Source organism: Sphingomonas arabinosi, from assembly GCF_036663715.1.
GTDB lineage: Bacteria > Pseudomonadota > Alphaproteobacteria > Sphingomonadales > Sphingomonadaceae > Sphingomonas.
Map to the genome: position 1 here is coordinate 522,391 of NZ_JAXOJN010000001.1, position 16,717 is coordinate 539,107.

General features: G+C 65.5%; 18 protein-coding genes. 10 read left to right on the forward strand and 8 right to left on the reverse strand.

Going from position 1 to position 16,717, the window contains the following annotated elements:
• Nucleotides 1-256 precede the first annotated feature (256 nt).
• From U1708_RS02400 to U1708_RS02410, 3 genes are all read right to left on the reverse strand, one after another.
• Nucleotides 257-1,558, reverse strand: a complete 1,302-nt coding sequence (locus U1708_RS02400) for an RluA family pseudouridine synthase (protein WP_332742338.1) — start codon at nt 1,556-1,558, stop codon at nt 257-259.
• Nucleotides 1,555-1,929 (reverse strand): fluoride efflux transporter CrcB, encoded by a 375-nt coding sequence (gene crcB / locus U1708_RS02405; protein ID WP_332742340.1) that lies wholly within the window; start codon nt 1,927-1,929, stop codon nt 1,555-1,557. Before crcB ends, U1708_RS02400 begins: the two co-directional genes overlap by 4 nt.
• A gap of 244 nt (nt 1,930-2,173) precedes the next feature.
• The gene (locus tag U1708_RS02410; RefSeq protein WP_332742342.1) at nt 2,174-2,404 is read right to left on the reverse strand and encodes a hypothetical protein; all 231 of its coding nucleotides are present in this window, start codon (nt 2,402-2,404) and stop codon (nt 2,174-2,176) included.
• A 230-nt stretch (nt 2,405-2,634) separates the two neighbouring features.
• Between U1708_RS02410 and U1708_RS02415 the strand changes: the two genes are divergently transcribed.
• The gene (locus tag U1708_RS02415) at nt 2,635-2,856 is read left to right on the forward strand and encodes a hypothetical protein (RefSeq protein ID WP_307086988.1); all 222 of its coding nucleotides are present in this window, start codon (nt 2,635-2,637) and stop codon (nt 2,854-2,856) included.
• Nucleotides 2,857-2,911: 55 nt separating this feature from the next.
• Here the strand turns inward: U1708_RS02415 and U1708_RS02420 are convergent, their stop codons facing one another.
• The 3 genes from U1708_RS02420 to U1708_RS02430 form a co-directional block, all read right to left on the reverse strand.
• Nucleotides 2,912-3,430: a glycine zipper 2TM domain-containing protein gene (locus U1708_RS02420; protein WP_332742345.1), complete on the reverse strand. Its 519-nt coding sequence runs from the start codon at nt 3,428-3,430 to the stop codon at nt 2,912-2,914.
• Between the two features lie 84 nt (nt 3,431-3,514).
• Nucleotides 3,515-3,943 carry an OsmC family protein gene (locus U1708_RS02425; RefSeq protein ID WP_056065668.1) on the reverse strand — a complete coding sequence of 143 codons (429 nt, stop codon included), beginning with the start codon at nt 3,941-3,943 and terminating at the stop codon, nt 3,515-3,517.
• Between the two features lie 94 nt (nt 3,944-4,037).
• Nucleotides 4,038-4,343, reverse strand: coding sequence for a glycine zipper 2TM domain-containing protein (locus tag U1708_RS02430; protein WP_131583811.1), 306 nt, complete (start codon nt 4,341-4,343; stop codon nt 4,038-4,040).
• 192 nt (nt 4,344-4,535) lie between these two features.
• Between U1708_RS02430 and U1708_RS02435 the strand changes: the two genes are divergently transcribed.
• Nucleotides 4,536-5,174 carry a trimeric intracellular cation channel family protein gene (locus tag U1708_RS02435; protein WP_307086984.1) on the forward strand — a complete coding sequence of 213 codons (639 nt, stop codon included), beginning with the start codon at nt 4,536-4,538 and terminating at the stop codon, nt 5,172-5,174.
• Nucleotides 5,175-5,920: 746 nt separating this feature from the next.
• Here the strand turns inward: U1708_RS02435 and U1708_RS02440 are convergent.
• Both U1708_RS02440 and sppA read right to left on the reverse strand, forming a co-directional pair.
• Nucleotides 5,921-6,517: a GNAT family N-acetyltransferase gene (locus U1708_RS02440; RefSeq protein WP_332742351.1), complete on the reverse strand. Its 597-nt coding sequence runs from the start codon at nt 6,515-6,517 to the stop codon at nt 5,921-5,923.
• Nucleotides 6,517-8,469 carry a signal peptide peptidase SppA gene (gene sppA / locus U1708_RS02445; RefSeq protein WP_332742353.1) on the reverse strand — a complete coding sequence of 651 codons (1,953 nt, stop codon included), beginning with the start codon at nt 8,467-8,469 and terminating at the stop codon, nt 6,517-6,519. Before sppA ends, U1708_RS02440 begins: the two co-directional genes overlap by 1 nt.
• A gap of 492 nt (nt 8,470-8,961) precedes the next feature.
• Here sppA and groES point away from each other — a divergent pair, with 492 nt between their 5' ends.
• The 8 genes from groES to U1708_RS02485 all read left to right on the forward strand — a co-directional run bounded on the left by groES (nt 8,962) and on the right by U1708_RS02485 (nt 16,641).
• Nucleotides 8,962-9,249 (forward strand): co-chaperone GroES, encoded by a 288-nt coding sequence (groES, locus tag U1708_RS02450; RefSeq protein ID WP_056052039.1) that lies wholly within the window; start codon nt 8,962-8,964, stop codon nt 9,247-9,249.
• Nucleotides 9,250-9,346: 97 nt separating this feature from the next.
• On the forward strand, nt 9,347-10,990 hold the full coding sequence (gene groL, locus U1708_RS02455) for a chaperonin GroEL (RefSeq protein ID WP_056052034.1): 1,644 nt from the start codon (nt 9,347-9,349) through the stop codon (nt 10,988-10,990).
• Between the two features lie 198 nt (nt 10,991-11,188).
• Nucleotides 11,189-11,752 carry a Uma2 family endonuclease gene (locus tag U1708_RS02460; RefSeq protein ID WP_332742359.1) on the forward strand — a complete coding sequence of 188 codons (564 nt, stop codon included), beginning with the start codon at nt 11,189-11,191 and terminating at the stop codon, nt 11,750-11,752.
• A 199-nt stretch (nt 11,753-11,951) separates the two neighbouring features.
• A complete protein-coding gene (locus U1708_RS02465; protein WP_332742361.1) occupies nt 11,952-13,013 on the forward strand; it encodes a sigma factor-like helix-turn-helix DNA-binding protein in 1,062 nt (353 codons plus the stop codon).
• Nucleotides 13,014-13,044: 31 nt separating this feature from the next.
• Nucleotides 13,045-13,503: a hypothetical protein gene (locus U1708_RS02470; protein WP_332742363.1), complete on the forward strand. Its 459-nt coding sequence runs from the start codon at nt 13,045-13,047 to the stop codon at nt 13,501-13,503.
• A gap of 19 nt (nt 13,504-13,522) precedes the next feature.
• Nucleotides 13,523-13,924: a transcriptional regulator gene (locus U1708_RS02475; RefSeq protein ID WP_332742365.1), complete on the forward strand. Its 402-nt coding sequence runs from the start codon at nt 13,523-13,525 to the stop codon at nt 13,922-13,924.
• A 203-nt stretch (nt 13,925-14,127) separates the two neighbouring features.
• On the forward strand, nt 14,128-15,630 hold the full coding sequence (locus tag U1708_RS02480) for an FAD/NAD(P)-binding protein (RefSeq protein WP_332742610.1): 1,503 nt from the start codon (nt 14,128-14,130) through the stop codon (nt 15,628-15,630).
• A gap of 162 nt (nt 15,631-15,792) precedes the next feature.
• On the forward strand, nt 15,793-16,641 hold the full coding sequence (locus tag U1708_RS02485) for a TorF family putative porin (RefSeq protein ID WP_332742367.1): 849 nt from the start codon (nt 15,793-15,795) through the stop codon (nt 16,639-16,641).
• The last annotated feature ends 76 nt before the right edge of the window (nt 16,642-16,717 follow it).

The following is a 16,717-nucleotide window of genomic DNA, read 5'->3' on the forward strand; positions in this document are numbered from 1 at the left end:
GAGAGCTTAGATCACCCATCCCCCCCAAACGCCACCCCGGCGAAGGCCGGGGCCCAGTTGGAAAGGTGGCAATAACGGAGCGCCGCCCTCCGTTAGCAACGTCTCCCAACTGGGCCCCGGCCTCCGCCGGGGCGGTGCATGCGTTTAAACCCTTACCTTACCCATCGTCGCTCTCCCTCTCCCCCCGGGGGAGAGGGAAGGGGCCCGCGGCGACTCGGCCGTGGGAAGGGTGAGGGCACGCGTCACCCGATAAGCGTCACCGAGTCCCAGGACCACTCCGAGGCCCAGGCTTCCCAGCCCCACCCGGACGACCCCGCCCAGCCGGCTTAGCCCCCTCGACCCGAGGCCCACTCCGAGGCGCCCCGAACTTCGACCCAGCCCCAGTCCGAGGTCCGCCCGTCTTAGGCGCCCCCGGCTTGGCAGCCACCTTCTTGTCCTCGACGACCCCGCGCCCACGCCGCTCCCCACGACGCTCCTTCCGAACAGACTTCGCATGCGCCTTGGCCCGCGCCTTCACCTGCTCGCGCGTCGGTGCCGTCTTCTCATCCAGCACCAGCGCGTCGCCCAGCGACTCCTCGAAGCCCAATTGCTTCAGGCTCTCCTCGAAATGCGTAGGCAACCCAGCCGTCACGTCGATCGACCCGCCATCCGGATGATCCACCTTGATCCGGCGCGCATGCAGATGCATTTTCCGCGAGATTCCGCCGGTCAGGAACGCCGCAGCGCCGCCATACTTGCCGTCGCCGACGATCGGATGCCCGATCGCCGCCATATGCACGCGCAACTGGTGAGTCCGCCCCGTAAACGGCTGCAACTCGACCCACGCCGCGCGGTTGCCGGCCCGCTCGATCACGCGGTACCGCGTCCGCGCCGGCGCGCCCTCGGCCTCGTCGATGTGCATCTTCTCGCCGCCGGTGCCCGGCTGTTTCGCGATCGGCAGCTCGATCATGCCGTCCTCGATCGACGGCACGTCGACCACCAGCGCCCAATAGACTTTCCGCGCGGTCCGCCCCGAAAACGCCTTCGCAAAGAACGCCGCCGCGCGCGACGTGCGCGCCACCAGCAGCGCACCCGACGTATCCTTGTCGAGCCGGTGGACCAGCTTCGGCCGACCCTCATTGTCATACTGGAGCGCATCGAGCAGCCCGTCGACATGCTGCGTCGTCTTGGTCCCGCCCTGCGTCGCGAGGCCCGGCGGCTTGTTCAGCACGAACGCCTGGAAATCCTTGTGGATGACCATGGACTGCGCGAGTTCTGTCTCTTCGTCCGACAGGATCACGCGTTCGCGGACGCGCTTGGGCTTGTCCGGGTGGGCGGTGGCCTTGTCGGCCTCGGCGGGCGGCACGCGCAGCATTTGGCCCGCCGCGATCCGGTCGCCCGGGGTCGCGCGCGCGCCGTCGACGCGCAGCTGCCCGGTGCGCGCCCACATCGCCACCGTCGTGTAGCTCGTATCGGGCAGATGCCGCTTGAACCACCGGTCGAGCCGGATGCCGTCATCGTCGAACCCGACGTTGAACTCGCGGAAACCCATATCGCTATCGCTTTTGCCCGCAGTCATGCGACGGCCCTTACTGCGGAGAGACCCGCGAACAACGCGGCGACCGAACCGATCACCGACACCAAAACATACCCGAGCGCGACGCCGAATGCGCCTCGCTCGATCATCGTGACGACCTCCAGCGAGAACGCCGAAAAGGTCGTGAATCCCCCAAGCACGCCGACCGCAAGCAGCAGGCGCCAGTGCTCCGACGCGCTGTTCCGCGCCAGCACGCCGACGAGCAGGCCCATCAGCAACCCGCCGACGATGTTCACCGCCAGCGTCCCGAACGGATAGTCCGGCCCGAGCAGCGCGGTCATCGCGCTACCCGCCAGATAGCGCGCGCCGGAACCGACCGCGCCACCGACCATGACGTAGAGAAGGGGAAGCATCCCCGCGCCCTAGCGTGAATCGGGGAAAACGGAAAGGTGCGGTTGGGGAGGGGTATGCGGCCCCTGCAGAACAAGGTTAGGGGAGGGGAACGCTACACCAATTCACCACCACCCCGGCGAAGGCCGGGGCCCAATTGGAAAGGTCGCAGTAACGAAGGACCGCGCTCCGTTAGCGACGTTCCCCAATTGGGCCCCGGCCTTCGCCGGGGTGGTGCATTTCAAAGCGATGGAGGAGGGGGCGAACTCACCCTTCAGCGTTGGAAACCAAATCCACATCGCTCCCACCACCGGCCCGCGCCGTCACATACACCACATAAGCGTCGTTCCCCCGAACCCCGCCCATCGTAGGATCGCGCGCCGCGGCGTTGGTAAGCTCCGCATCCAGGCTGTTCAGGTCCTGCTGGTCGGTGGAAGGCCGGTCGCACGCGGCGAGCGCAAGCAGAAGAAGCAAGGCGGAGCGCGCGGGAAAAGTCATCACCCGTATCCTATGCAAGCCCGACGGTGAAGAAAGCCCTTTCCACGCACCCCCAATCCTCCCCCGACAGGGGGAGATGGCTGGCACTTGCCAGACGGAAGGGGAGGTAAGGGAAACGCCGGTTCCGTGTCCTCCTCCCTTCGTCACCTTCCTCAGGCAAGGGGAATCGTAAGACTCTGCCACACACCCGAAGACTTGTCCCAACCCCTGCAACTCGCCATGTTCACGCCATGCTGAACATCGCCTCGATCCTCATCGGCCTCGTCACTTTGGTGCTCGGCCTCGTCGCCTTCATTCCGCTGCTCGGCTGGATGAACTGGCTCGTCATTCCGATCGGCATCGTCGGTGCAGCCGTCGGCGCGCTCTCGTCGAGCAACGGCGGCCGCAATCTCAACATCGTCCTGATCATCATCTTCGCGATCCGCCTGAGCCTCGGCGGCGGTATAATCTGACGGAAGGTGGGCTCGGCGTTTCCACCGGGCGCACCCACCTCAAGCTAACGGTCGCTCAACGGCAGCGGACGTTGCCACGGTCGATCGACGATCCGAGCAATGCCCCACCGCTGCCGCCGATCAGCGTCCCAAGCAGGCTGGAACCGCCGCTCGAGATCAAATTGCCGAGCACGCCGCCCGCCAGGCCGCCGATGATCAACCCGGTCGTCCCGTCGCTGCGCCGGCAATAATAGCGCCCGTTACTCCCGCGATAGATCCGGTCGTTCCGACCCAGGCGTCGTTCCTGGTAATAGCGGCCGTCACGGTAATAGCGGTCGGCGAAATAGCCCCGCTGGCCGCGCTCGTACCGATTATAGTCATAGCCGCGATACTGCTGCCAATTCCCGTTGCGGCCCCCAGCGCCGACACCGTCGCGGCGGATGTCGCGAATATCCCCGCGTCGATCCTGCCGCGCGTCGCGTACCTCGTCACGGTATTCGCGGCGAGCATCGCGCACAGTCGACTGCGCGGTCGCCGGGATCGTCCCGAACGCGCTAGCGGCCAAGGCTGCCGAAAGGATGGCGATACGCGGCATGGCGTCTCTCCCGGTACTGTAGGTAAAGGTCGGCCGACCGCATGCTACGTCGCATTCGGCCGACCGACAGGTCGTCAGGCGCTTTTATGCGGCCAGATTGTGCTCCAGCGTGATCTCGGCGTTGAGCACCTTCGACACCGGGCAGTTCGCCTTGGCATCCGCGGCGATCGCCTCGAACTCTTCCTTCGAGATGCCGTCGACCTTCGCGTTCAGCGTCAGCGCCGACTTGGTGATCTTGAACCCGTCGCCATCCTTGTCGAGCGTCACCTTGGCCGACGTCTCCAGCGTGCCCGCCTCATAACCCTTGCCGGCCAGCGCGAAGCTCAGCGCCATCGTGAAGCACGACGCATGCGCCGCCGCGATCAGTTCCTCGGGGTTGGTGCCGGGCTCGTTCTCGAACCGCGTGTTGAAGCCGTAGGGGCTGTCGGACAGCACGCCCGACTGGGTCGAGACATGACCCTTGCCGCTCTTGCCAAGGCCTTCATACTTTGCCGAACCGCTGCGTGTGGTCATCGTTTTGATCCTTTTGGACGAGAAAAAAGGCGCCGCGGTTTCCCACGGCGCCCTTCCTGAACGCGCAACTACCGAAATAGCGGCGCAATTTCTTTTAGCGGCAACGACGGTTGTTGTTGCTCGTGCCCTTGTCGATCGCGCGACCGGCGAGACCGCCGAGTACGGCGCCGCCCAGCGTGCCGACCGTGCGGTCGCCGCGGGTGTCGACCGTGCGACCGAGCAGTGCACCGCCGACGCCGCCGATGATCGTACCGGTCGTACCGTTGCTCTTCTTGCAATAGACCCGACCGTCACGACCACGCCATTCGCGACGATCACGCGCGTCCGCGGCCGAAACCGGGATCAGGACGGTCGGCAGGACCATCGCGCTGCAGCCGAGTGCCAGGATGAACTTACGCATGATTAAACTCCCAAGTGATTTGATCTGATGGTGTAACGAGCCTTGTATACGGCCGGTTGCATGAACGAAAAACAACACTTCGTTCATGCTGGCGTTCATGTTCGCTACCGCGTCGAATGCTACCATAGGGCAAAGCAAGGTCATTCGGCGGTCGCGCTTTACGCTGGATAGCCGGCCGGTTACGCCGCCCTGATGTTGCCCGTCCCGCTCCCCGTCGAGATCCTGCCCGTCGCGGCACCCTGGTTCGACCTCGCCGGCCTCGCGGTGTTCGCCGCCTCGGGTGCGCTCGCGGCGGCAAAACGCGGTCAGACCTTCGTCACGCTCGTGTTCTTCGGGCTGATCACCGGAGTCGGCGGCGGCACGGTCCGCGACCTGCTGATCGGCGCACCGGTGTTCTGGGTCCACGACGCCCGCGCCGCCACCGTATGCCTGGGCATGGCGCTGCTGATCTGGGTAACCCCCGAGCGATGGTGGAAGGGCGAGGCACTCGGCTGGTTCGACGCGGTCGGGCTCGCGGCGTACGCGGTGTACGGCGCTGCCAAGGCTTTGGGCTACGGCGTGCCCCCGGTGCCGGCCGCGCTGATGGGCGTGATGACCGCCTGCGTCGGCGGCATCATCCGCGACGTGCTGGCGGGCGAGCCGTCGATCCTGATGCGGCCGGAACTGTACGTGACCGCTGCGGCACTGGCGGCGGCGAGTTACGTCGGGCTGGTGTTGCTGGGGGTCCCGCTGGCGTGGGCAGCGGTGATCGCCGCGAGCGCCGGGTTCACGCTGCGCGCGGCGGCGATCCGTTTCCATCTCGCGCTGCCGGCGTATGGCGGCCGGCGCTAACTCACGCAGCTTGTTACTCTATCACTTGTTTCTCCGCGAAAGCGGGGACCCAGCCTGGGCTCCCGCCTTCGCGGGAGAACAAGGAGGAGAGGGCCGGCGTGCGGACTGAAGCCGACGGCTCTCCCGCGCCAATTTGCTTCCGAACCACCATCTAGCCTAGCAACCACCACCCCACCTCCCAAGCACCACCCCGGCTCCCAACCACTACCCCGGCGAAGGCCGGGGCCCAATTGGGTGACGTCGCCAACGACGGACCGCGCTCCGCCACTGCAACCTAGCCAATTGGGCCCCGGCCTCCGCCGGGGTGGAATATGTGCTTATGCCGGGGCTCAGGCGATCACCGGCTGCGGCCGCGATCGCACGACGAACAGTGATAAGACGCTAAGGCACCCAACACCCCAAACCGCCCCCCTCCCTGAAAGGGAGGGGCTGGGGGTGGGTAGGCCCGCTCATGTCCCCACTGCCGAGACACAAGGAAACCAACCCACCCCCAACCCCTCCCTTCCAGGGAGGGGCGAAGAAGACGACGCCCTACTCTTCAACAAGGGACTGCGCCTCGGGGAGGAACTGCGCGTCGGGGAGGAATTGCGCCTCGAGGAGGAACTGCTCAGGCAGGCAGTCAGGTAGAAACCGCTACGTCAGGCACCGCGCGCTCCCAAGATCCTGTCGCATCCCCGCGACCAAGAACCAGTCCACCAACGACACAAACCATATCACCCGCGCCAAACCAAACACCGACCCAGCCACTACCCCCGAACAACCCCAACATCCGCAAACCGCCGCGGCTCGACCGGCGGCACCGCAGGTTCGTTCAGCTCGCACTGCCAATGCCCCACGTCGATCCACTGCCCGTTCTTGTACCCGACCTCGCGGTACACCCCCGCGCGGCGAAACCCGACCGCCTCATGTAGTTTGATCGACGAGTCGTTCGGCAGCGCGATCGCCCCGATCGCCTGCGTAAACCCTTGAGCCCGCAGCGTATCGATCAGCGCCTCGTACAACAGCCGCCCCGCACCCTGTCGCTGCGCCGCGTCCGCGACATACACCGTGGTCTCGCACGCGAACCGGTACGCCTCGCGCTTGTGGAACGCCGAGGCATAGGCATAGGCCAGGACGCCACCCTCGGTTCCGATCGTCGCGACCAGCCAGGGATACAGCCCGTCCGACGCCGCCATCCGCGCCCGCATCTGCCGCGCATCCGGCGCCTCGGTCTCGAACGACACCGTCCCGACCAGCACGTGCGGCGCATAGATCGCCGCGATCGACGCGGCATCCTCGGGCCGCGCGGCTCGGATGACGATCCCGCCCCCGTTGCCCAACGTTGCCCGAGACGCGGGAACCATCAGAACCCGATCCGCGCCAGCAACAGGTCGAGCAGCTTCGCATCGCCGATGCCCGCCATTGTCGGCCCCATCCCGCCACACTCCAGGCACCGCGCCTGGATCGAACCCGAAGTCGCCAGCCGCTTCATGTCACCCACCGCCCGCGCGAGCATCTGGCGCCGGTCCGCCGCGACGTGCGCGAACGCGTCGCCGCCGGTCGCTCCATCTGCGGCATCATCCTCGTCGCCACCGAAATCCTGTGCGATCGTCGCGAGGAAGCCCGGCTTTTTCTCCAGATACTCCGCGTGTACCTTCGCCGGATCGAGCTTGGCACGCTTGGCCGCCTCATCGATCGCGTCCTTGAGCGTCCCGAACCGGTCGACCAGCCCGATCTGACGCGCGGTGCCGCCATCCCAGACGCGGCCCTGGCCGATCGCGTCGACCCGCGCCGGCGTCATCTTCCGCGAGGCGGCGACGCGCGAGACGAACTGGCGATAGCCGTTCTCGATCCCCGCCTGCGCGATCGCATCGAACATCGGCGTGGTGCCGCCGACGATATCGGGCTGCCCCGACAGCGGCGTGGTCTTCACGCCGTCGCTGGTCACGCCGATCTTGGCGAGCGCATTCTCGAAGGTCGGGATCACGCCGAAGATGCCGATCGAGCCGGTGATCGTGCCGGGCTCGGCGAAGATCACGTCGGCCGGCGTCGACACCCAGTATCCGCCGCTCGCTGCCAAGCCGCCCATCGACACGACGATCGGCAGCTTCTGCCGCTTGGCCTCCAGGATCGCGAGCCGGATCTGCTCCGACGCCAACACCGAGCCGCCCGGAGAATCGACGCGCACGACCAGCGCCTTCAGCGTCTTCTTGGCGAGCCCGTCGAGCACCGCCTTCTCGATCGTCTTGCCCGCCGCCTTGCCGGGGCCGCTCTCGCCATCGACGATCTCGCCGGCGATCGTCAGCACGCCAATCGAGTCGCCAGCGGTCGGCAGGGGGTTGGCCTTCACCCAGGCGTCGTATTTGATCGTCGTGAAATTGCCTGCCGGCTTGGAATCGTCGCTGCCGGCATATTCGGCCACGCGGCGCCCGAACGCGGTCCGGTCGCCGAGCTTGTCGACGATACCCGCGCGCAAATTCGCTTCGGCGATGTTGCCGTTCGACGCGAGAATCACCTTGTCGGGCGCGTTCATGAACTGCGCGATCTGCGCCTTGGGCCGTGCCTTCGCGACGGCCTCGCGCCACTGCGCGAACAACGTACCGTACAGCGCGGTGCTGGCCGCCTTGGCGTCCTCACTCTGGTCCGTCCGCGTGTAGGGCTCGACGAACGACTTGTAGCGGCCGACGCGGTAGACGTGTGCGTTCACGCCGAGCTTGTCGATCAAGCCCTTGTAATAAAGCTGGTTTCCGCCCGGTCCCATGAAGATCGTACCGCCTAGCGGGTTGACCCAGACCTCGCTCGCATTGGCCGCGAGACGGTAGCCGCTATCGGTGTACGCGGTCGCATAGGCGAGCACCGGCTTGCCGCTCGCGCGCACCCGCGCCAGCGCATCACCGACTTCGCCCAGCGCCGCGGGATACGCGCCGCCGAAGCTGTCGAGATCGAGCACCACCACCTTCACGCGCGCATCGGTCCGCGCGGTATCGATCGAGCGGACCACGTCGCGCAGGCGAAACTGCCGCGTCCGGCTCTGCCCCGACAGCGCGGCGAACGCGGCCTGTTCTTCCGGCTGCTCGACGATCGAGCCATTGAGGTCGAGCACCAGCGCACCGTCCTTGATCGCCGTGGTGCTCTGCCGCGCGTTCAGCGCCGCGAAGATCAGCCCGAAGAACAACAGCATCGCGATCAGGACGAGCGCATCCTTGATCGCGACAAGGAACTTCCAAACACCCCGCACCAGCCGCCATTTCTTCCGCGGCGGCCGGGCTGGATCAACATAGGAGGGGGCATAGGACGGCGCAGCGGTATCGGTCATGACACGAGAGCTAGAGCATGCGCGGACAGAGGTAAATGCCCTGTATTACCGTGCCAACACAGACAGCGTTCGAGCCCGAACATTTGTGTCAGGACGCAACAGGGTCCCCCTTCCGCTTGCGGGAGGGGTCAGGGGAGGGGCGTCCCACGAATGTCTCGCCCGGAACTGCCCTCCCCCAACCCCTCCCGCAAGCGGAAGGTGAGCAGAAGGCAAGGTCCACTTGGCTTCGTGTTCTCCTGCGAACGCATGAGCCCAGGATACCAAGCGCCGCCCTCCGTTACCCTGAACTCCTGCGTGCGCAGGAGAACGGCAGTGCGGTCCGTAGCGTCGCCACCACCCCTCAGCCACGACGCCCGAAACCCAAGCTCGCCCGAAAAAATTTCACCCGCGGAACCTTTGACATGAGCTTGGTGCAGGCACATATGCCGTCCGTTGGCACTCGATAACCTCGAGTGCCAGAAATCTGTCACAATCCAAAAGGACATGGACCCCATGAACTTTCGTCCGTTGCATGATCGCGTGCTGGTGAAGCGCCTCGAAGCCGAAGAGAAGACGGCTGGCGGCATCATCATCCCCGACACCGCCAAGGAAAAGCCGCAGGAAGGCGAAGTCGTCGCCATCGGCACCGGCACCCGCGCCGAGAACGGCACGATCACCCCGCTCGACGTCAAGACCGGCGACAAGATCCTGTTCGGCAAATGGTCGGGCACCGAGGTCAAGGTCGACGGCGAAGACCTTCTGATCATGAAGGAATCTGACATTCTCGGGATCGTCGGCTAACCCCGATCGACCTCAGGATCATCGGTTTTCAGACCTGATCTTGGCCTAACCCGGCCTAACCTTCTTTTTCTATATCTCATCTGAAAGGGCAGCTGACATGGCTTCCAAGGACGTGAAATTCGGTCGTGACGCGCGTGAGCGCATCCTCCGCGGCGTCGACATCCTCGCCGACGCGGTCAAGGTGACCTTGGGCCCCAAGGGCCGCAACGTCGTCATCGACAAGAGCTTCGGCGCACCGCGCATCACCAAGGACGGCGTCACCGTCGCCAAGGAGATCGAGCTCAAGGACAAGTTCGAGAACATGGGTGCGCAGATGCTGCGCGAAGTGGCCTCGAAGACCAACGACATCGCCGGCGACGGCACGACCACCGCGACGGTCCTCGCTCAGGCGATCGTCCGTGAGGGCATGAAGTCGGTCGCAGCGGGCATGAACCCGATGGACCTGAAGCGCGGCATCGATCTTGCCGTCATCAAGGTCGTCGAGGACGTCAAGGCACGTTCGAAGCCGGTTTCGGGTTCGAAGGAAGTGGCGCAGGTCGGCATCATCTCGGCCAATGGCGACCGTGAAGTCGGCGAGAAGATCGCCGAAGCCATGGAGAAGGTCGGCAAGGAAGGCGTCATCACCGTCGAGGAAGCGAAGGGTCTCGAATTCGAGCTCGACGTCGTCGAGGGCATGCAGTTCGACCGCGGCTATCTGTCGCCGTACTTCATCACCAACCCCGAGAAGATGACCGTCGAGCTTCAGGATCCCTACATCCTGATCCACGAGAAGAAGCTGTCGAACCTGCAGGCGATGCTCCCGATCCTGGAAGCCGTCGTTCAGTCGGGTCGTCCGCTCCTGATCATCGCCGAGGACATCGAGGGTGAGGCTCTCGCCACGCTTGTCGTCAACAAGCTGCGCGGCGGCCTGAAGGTCGCAGCGGTCAAGGCACCGGGCTTCGGCGATCGTCGCAAGGCGATGCTCGAGGACATCGCGATCCTGACCAAGGGCGAGATGATCTCGGAAGACCTCGGCATCAAGCTCGAGACCGTCACGCTCGGCATGCTCGGCACCGCCAAGCGCGTCACGATCGACAAGGACAACACCGTCATCGTCGACGGTGCCGGCGATCACGACACGATTAAGGGCCGCACCGAAGCGATCCGCCAGCAGATCGAGAACACGACCAGCGACTACGACAAGGAGAAGCTCCAGGAGCGTCTCGCCAAGCTTGCCGGCGGCGTTGCCGTGATCAAGGTCGGTGGTTCTTCGGAAGTCGAAGTCAAGGAGCGCAAGGACCGCGTCGACGACGCCCTTCACGCAACCCGTGCAGCCGTCGAAGAAGGCATCGTCCCCGGCGGCGGTACGGCTCTGCTGTACGCAACCAAGGCGCTTGACGGCCTCGAGGGTGCGAACGACGACCAGACGCGCGGTATCGATATCGTGCGCAAGTCGCTGACGGCTCTGGTTCGCCAGATCGCGCAGAACGCAGGTCATGACGGTGCGGTGGTTTCGGGCAAGCTGCTCGACGGCAACGACTCGAACATCGGCTTCAACGCTGCGACCGACACCTACGAGAACCTGGTGGAAGCCGGTGTGATCGATCCGACCAAGGTCGTCCGCACCGCGCTGCAGAACGCAGCATCGGTCGCAGGCCTACTGATCACGACCGAAGCGGCTGTGAGCGAAATGGCCGAAGACAAGCCCGCCATGCCCATGGGCGGCGGCGGCATGGGCGGCATGGGCGGCATGGACTTCTGATTTCGGACGGGGCCAGCGAGAGCTGGTCCCGACACGAAATCAGAACGGCCGGCGGGCTGGCGGCGCAAGCCACCAGTCCCGTCCGACGACAAGGGCCGGCTTTGCCGGTCCTCCGTTCCGAACAAACGACCAAAGCAAAGGGCCGGGGAGCAATCCCCGGCCCTTTGTTTGTCCGTAGACAAGTGGTAAAACCCACCCATGCGGCACGATCCCCTCTACAAGAAGATCACGGTCGACGAGTTCCTCGCAATCGACTTCGGCACGGACCGCAAGTTCGAACTGGTCGACGGCGTCATTCGCATGATGACGGGCGGCACCCCTGCGCACTCGCGCGTGGCAAGCAACATTCTCGCATTCCTCCACGGAAAGCTCCGCGGCACCGGCTGCCGAGCCTATAATTCGGACATGGGCGTGTGCGTCAACGACACCGATCTGCGTTACCCAGACGTCAGCGTATTCTGCGGCAATCCCGCGACTCGTGAGCGCGAAGAGCAACGTGCCTTCACCGATCCCAAGGTGATCTTCGAAGTCCTGTCCGGCTCGACCGCAAAGATCGACCAGGGCAGCAAGCTGGCGGAATACCGCGAACTCGCATCCATCGACACGATCGTCTTCGCCGACCCCGAGAACGAACTCACCCGCGTCGTCCAGCGTCTCGGCCCAACCACGTGGCGCGACGACATGTTCGCCCAGCCGCACGACGTGGCCCTGCCGTCGCTAAACCTGACGATTCCCCATGCCGAGATCTTCGCCCGCGACTAGCATCGCTACTTGGCTGCCGCTTCCCGTCCATACAGACCGGGTCTCGTGTCCACTGGCATCGATCATCTCAACGCAGATACGAGGCTCACCCCCTCTCCCGACCACCAGAACCTCCCTCCAATTCAACGGTTTGTAATTCTGTTTCCTTGATCGCCACGCGAAGGGTGCAACCGTCATAGGTTCACGCTACCATCACGGCATGACCGCAGGACGCATCGATCAGTTGACCGAAGCCCAACGCGCCTGTCTCCGGCTCGTACTGACGCATCACAACTCCAAGGAAATCGCACTGATCGTCGGCGTGTCGCCGTCGGCGATCGACAAGCGGATCGAGCGTGCGATCCAGATCCTCGGCGTCGGCACGCGGTTCGAGGCTGCGCGCCGGCTGCAGGACCATGAGCGTGGCGGGACCGAGCATCAGCGTAGCGGGACCGAGTATGCCACGCCGGTCCGCGATCGCCCGTCATCCGACCCTCGCGCCGCTGCCCACACGCGCGTCGCTACCGACCCTGCGTCGCCCTTCGAACAGGCGTCGACATACGAACGGCTACCATCCGAACCACTCGACATTCCCTTCCCTCGCTTAACGTCTGCAAGCAGTGCTCAGATCGAGCCGTGGGGGTTTGTTCGCCGCTTCCTCGGACTATCCGGTGGCAGCGGATCGGCGGGGGTGGCGCGCAATCGGTTTTCGCTCGGCGACAGAATATTTCGACTGCTCGCACTCATGGGATTGATCGCCGTCACGTCGATGGCGGTCGTCAACATGGCGATGACGTTGACCACGCTGTTACGATCGAACCGAGACCAGAGCGCTCCCGTACACGGCACCGCAACGTCGGTGCCTAGGGGAGGACTTTCGATGTTGAGGGAACGACGCCGCGCTGCCGACAGGGTAGCCAATGACTTTCTCGAGGCAGAGGCCGCGGTCGACAAGGCCGCGATGCTCACCGCTTCCTGCATGGCGACGCTGATGCAACAGCGCGTCGCGGCGAACCTGCCGCTCGGCACCGGTGCCGCCGCGTTGCAGATGGTATCGCAGGCATCGTTCGAGATGGTCGCCGTCCGTCAGCGTTTCATCGAAGCGCACCGAGCCCTGGTCGATGTCCGTACCGAGATCGGCCTCGGCCAGTTCTATGGCTATGGCGACACCGCGGAATGCCCGCCGAACGAGGGCGCGATACGCATCGCTACCGGCTTCGACGCCCCCGTCCATCTGGCCCCGATCCACCTGGCCCCGGTCCATCTGGCTGCGGCCGCCTGAACGACCGGCTACGGTCCTGCGGAGGTAAGAGTTGGATCGGGTCTGGGTGTTCTACGCGATACAGTTGACTGCATCCGGCTATGCGCTCCTGCGGGGCGGAGCGCCGGAGCGGTTGACGGGCCTGGCCCTGGTGCTGGCGGCGCTCTCCACCAGCGTTATCCAGCGCGACATCCCGGTGCTGTTCGCCGGGATGGAGGTCGGGGTGATGATCGTCGACCTGATCCTGCTCGTCGTGATGATCGTGATCACGTTGCATGCCGATCGCTTCTGGCCAGCCTGGGTCACCGCGCTCCACGCGTTGGGGACGGGGGCCCATCTGGCCAAGGCGATCAGCCCCGACGTCATCCGCCTCGTCTACGCCGTCCTCTCTGCCGTCTGGAGCTATCCCATCGTCCTGCTTCTCGTGATCGGGACGGTCAGGCATTCGCGACGGATCCAGGCCAGGGGCTGGGATCTCGACTGGAGTCGCCAGGACCAAACTATCCGATAAGCGAATTCGGAAGACGTTTATGACTTACGCACTTGCCGTAACGCCGATCAACATCGCCAAGCGCACGACGCCGTTCGCCGTACCGGACACAATTCTGGTCGATATGGCGCGGCGGCTGTACGAACTCCGCAAGGTCCGCGATGCGATGCTCGGGGACGCGCTGTTTTCGGAGCCTGCCTGGGATATCCTGCTCGACCTGTTCATTTCGGAACACGAGCAACGCCGGCTGAGCGTCTCGGCGGTCTGCATCGGCGCGCGCGCGCCATCGGCCACCGCGCTACGCTATCTGACGATGTTGCAGGACGCCGACCTGGTCGAACGCATCCGCGACGCGCGGGACGGCCGCCGTTCGCACGTTCAGCTGACCGCGCTCGGTCGACTGCGCATGACGAACCTGCTGGGACGCTTGATCGAGGCGTAGCCGGCCGGGAAAACGCGAAGGCGTCTGCGAGCATGTCCGGTGCGCGATCGGGGTGCCATCCGACACGTGGTCATACAATTAGTCCCAACCGTACCGGTATGACCGGGCATAGTGCGACGATCGGGACGCGGTGATGTCGCACGGGGTAGGCTAGTTGCTGCCGATCAGGCATGGCATCCGCGTCTAACGAGGTAAGCGAGCAGATGGACGACCGAGCGACGATGCCGCGGATTGCGGGGCCCGAGGATCATGTCGTCGTCGTCGGGGGCGGGTTCTCCGGTGCGTTGTTCGCGGTCAATCTGATCCGGCACGAGGGGCCGCGCGTGACGCTGATCGAGCGGCGTGACCGGCAGCTCGCACGGGGCGTTGCCTATAGTGCGGCGCATCCGGATCACCTGCTCAACGTCCGCGCCGGGAACATGAGTGCGCTCCCGGACGATCCCGATCATTTCGTTCGCTGGCTGGAGGCACGCGGCAAGGGCGACCGCAAGACCTTCGTCCCGCGTACGACGTACGGCGCATATCTGCGCGAACTGCTCGATAGGGCGATCGCGGAGTCGAACGGGCGGCTGGTTCATGTCGAGGGAGAGGTCTGTGCGATCGATCCGATGACCGGCAACGGCAACGGCAACGGCAACGGCAACGGCAACGGCGACGGCAACGGCAACGGCAACGGCGACGGCAAGGGCAACGGCAACGGCGACGGCGACGGCGACGGCGACGGCGACGGCGTCACGCTAACGATGGCTGACGGGCGGAAAATCACCGCCGACACCGCCGTGCTCGCGCTCGGCAATCTGCCACCACACACGCCGCCGGGCTTGAAGCCGGAGGCCTTGCCCGCGGGTGTGTATTGTGCGGACCCGTGGGCGGCCGATCTCGCCGAAGGTCTGGGCGGCGGCGACACGGTGGTGCTGGTCGGAACAGGGCTGACCGCGATCGACGCAGCGCTGTTGCTCGATGCGCAGGGATTTGCAGGCCACATCCTCGCCACCTCGCGCCGTGGACTGTCGCCGCGCCGCCATGTCGACGGCGCCCCCGCGCACCGCGGCGTGTCGGACAAGCCGCAGGGCGGGCTGACCGACCTCGTCCGTCATGTCCGTGCGCGGACCGAAGACGGTGGCTGGCGGGCGGCGGTGGACGAACTTCGTCCCGTTACGCAGATGCTGTGGGCGGCAGCGTCGCAAGACCTGCGCGGCCGTTTCCTCCGTCACCTGCGCCCCTATTGGGACGTTCACCGTCACCGCCTCGCGCCTGCCGTCGCCGACCGCGTCGAGGCGCTTGTCTCGACCGGTCGACTGACCTTTGCAGCGGGCAAGATCGTCTCCGCCGAGACCGACGGGCCGCACGCAAAGCTGACCTGGCGACCACGCGGCGAGACCGCCACCGTCGTCACGCACGCCGCGCGGATCGTGAACTGCACCGGGCCGCAGGGCGATCTGTTGCGATCGGAGGAGCCGCTCGTAAAGCACCTGCTGGCTACGGGCGCGATCCGGCCCGATCCGCTGCGGCTCGGTGTCGACGTTGACGCGCAGTCGCGGGCGATCCGCGCCGACGGCACGCCCGACGACCGGATCCACTGCATCGGTCCGATGACCCGCGGCGGGCTGTGGGAAGTCGTCGCGGTACCCGATATTCGCGTCCAGAGCTGGGACCTCGCCCGCCGCCTGTCCAACGCACAATGGGTCGGCGGCGAGGGTTTGTAATCGCGGCGGCGAAAGAGGGCCGCGCCACTTAATAATTCCGACAATACTACGCGAAACATATGCTCCGGCCCGGCAATCGATCTCGAATTGCTACGTCGCCGGAGCCTAATTGCCAGTCCTCGCGAACCGCCATCCTTTCGGCGGCGCGCGCATGGGGACCATATGCACATTCTTCGTTTCGCCGCCGCCGCCGGTATCCTGACCGGCCTCGCCACGCCCGCGTTCGCGCAGGATACCGCGCCGCCGTCTCCCGTCACCGTCTCCGGTTCGGTGACGCTCGCGACCGACTACCGCCTGCGCGGCGTGTCGCAGTCGGACAAGAACGGCGCAATCCAGGGCGGGCTGACGATCGCGCACCAGAGCGGCGTGTATGTCGGCGCCTGGGGATCGAACCTGTCGGGCTGGGGCACGTTCGGCGGCTCGAACATGGAGCTCGACCTGATCGGCGGCTACAAGCACAAGCTCGCGGACAACGCGACGCTCGACGTCGGGCTGACCTGGTACATGTATCCGGGCGGCGCCTCAAAGACTGATTACGCCGAGCCCTATGTGAAGCTCAGCGGCACGACCGGCCCGGCGACGCTGACCGTGAGCGCGTTCTATGCGCCGAAGCAGCAGGCACTCGGCAAATGGTATCGCACCGGCGCCGATGCGGCCGCGGGCGTCTACACCAATCCCGGCGCCAAGACCGACAATCTCTACCTCACCGGCGACGGCGCGTTCGCGATTGCCGGCACGCCACTGACTGCCAAGGCGCATATCGGCCATAGCTGGGGCAATGACGGCCTCGGCCCCAACGCGACCAGCGTGACGCCGACCGGCGAGTACTGGGACTGGTCGCTCGGTGCGGACGCCACGTATCGAAACCTGACGTTCAACGTCAGCTATGTCGACACCGACATCACGCGTCGCAGTGCAGCGTATCTCCAGCCGAGCTTCTCCCGCGGCCAGGACGGTACCGGATCGATCGCCGACGGCACCGTGGTTGCCTCGCTTACCGCCGCCTTCTGACGAGGAACGACCGATGCAGGATCTACTCTGGATAGCGATCATGGTCGGGCTGGTGGCGGCGACGCTCGCTTATGTC

Coding starts and splice junctions, on each gene's coding strand:
- U1708_RS02440 (WP_332742351.1), bottom strand. CDS start 6,517: ATGGTTCCCGCGTCTCGGGCAACGTTGGGCAACGGGGGCGGGATCGTC.
- U1708_RS02485 (WP_332742367.1), top strand. CDS start 15,793: ATGCACATTCTTCGTTTCGCCGCCGCCGCCGGTATCCTGACCGGCCTC.
- U1708_RS02465 (WP_332742361.1), top strand. CDS start 11,952: ATGACCGCAGGACGCATCGATCAGTTGACCGAAGCCCAACGCGCCTGT.
- crcB (WP_332742340.1), bottom strand. CDS start 1,929: ATGCTTCCCCTTCTCTACGTCATGGTCGGTGGCGCGGTCGGTTCCGGC.
- U1708_RS02435 (WP_307086984.1), top strand. CDS start 4,536: ATGTTGCCCGTCCCGCTCCCCGTCGAGATCCTGCCCGTCGCGGCACCC.
- U1708_RS02420 (WP_332742345.1), bottom strand. CDS start 3,430: ATGCCGCGTATCGCCATCCTTTCGGCAGCCTTGGCCGCTAGCGCGTTC.
- U1708_RS02425 (WP_056065668.1), bottom strand. CDS start 3,943: ATGACCACACGCAGCGGTTCGGCAAAGTATGAAGGCCTTGGCAAGAGC.
- groL (WP_056052034.1), top strand. CDS start 9,347: ATGGCTTCCAAGGACGTGAAATTCGGTCGTGACGCGCGTGAGCGCATC.
- U1708_RS02400 (WP_332742338.1), bottom strand. CDS start 1,558: ATGACTGCGGGCAAAAGCGATAGCGATATGGGTTTCCGCGAGTTCAAC.
- U1708_RS02475 (WP_332742365.1), top strand. CDS start 13,523: ATGACTTACGCACTTGCCGTAACGCCGATCAACATCGCCAAGCGCACG.
- sppA (WP_332742353.1), bottom strand. CDS start 8,469: ATGACCGATACCGCTGCGCCGTCCTATGCCCCCTCCTATGTTGATCCA.
- U1708_RS02460 (WP_332742359.1), top strand. CDS start 11,189: ATGCGGCACGATCCCCTCTACAAGAAGATCACGGTCGACGAGTTCCTC.
- U1708_RS02415 (WP_307086988.1), top strand. CDS start 2,635: ATGCTGAACATCGCCTCGATCCTCATCGGCCTCGTCACTTTGGTGCTC.
- U1708_RS02410 (WP_332742342.1), bottom strand. CDS start 2,404: ATGACTTTTCCCGCGCGCTCCGCCTTGCTTCTTCTGCTTGCGCTCGCC.
- U1708_RS02430 (WP_131583811.1), bottom strand. CDS start 4,343: ATGCGTAAGTTCATCCTGGCACTCGGCTGCAGCGCGATGGTCCTGCCG.
- U1708_RS02480 (WP_332742610.1), top strand. CDS start 14,128: ATGGACGACCGAGCGACGATGCCGCGGATTGCGGGGCCCGAGGATCAT.
- groES (WP_056052039.1), top strand. CDS start 8,962: ATGAACTTTCGTCCGTTGCATGATCGCGTGCTGGTGAAGCGCCTCGAA.